Below are 362 nucleotides of genomic sequence, written 5' to 3' on the forward strand. Positions count from 1 at the left end.
TGCAACGGCGGATCGATGAGGGCCTGGCTAGCGGCGTCAGCGGTCGTTCGGAGGAAGAGATCCGCCAGCTTGGGCGAGAGAGATTGGCGGCCATGCAGGCGAGATGATCTTCCGGACATCGCCGCAAGCCGACGAGGACATTGCCGAAGCCTACGCAACGGGCGCGCTGCACTTTGGCGTGCCTCAAGCCGAACGCTATCAGAATGGTCTGTTCGACACATTCCGGACGCTTGCTGCGAATCCTCGTATGGCGCGCGAGCGGCCCGAATTCGAGCCGCCCGTGCGGCTTCATCCCTATCAGGCGCATATGATCGTCTACATTGAGGACGGAGCGGCTATCCTGTGCTATCTTATACACATCT

General features: G+C 60.5%; 1 protein-coding gene. It reads left to right on the forward strand.

Going from position 1 to position 362, the window contains the following annotated elements:
• Positions 1-103: 103 nt before the first annotated feature.
• The coding region (locus E4T82_RS12250) for a type II toxin-antitoxin system RelE/ParE family toxin (protein ID WP_135183006.1) at positions 104-362 on the forward strand (259 nt) is incomplete at its 3' end.

The sequence above is a fragment of the Streptococcus cuniculi genome, from assembly GCF_004570575.1.
GTDB lineage: Bacteria > Bacillota > Bacilli > Lactobacillales > Streptococcaceae > Streptococcus > Streptococcus cuniculi_A.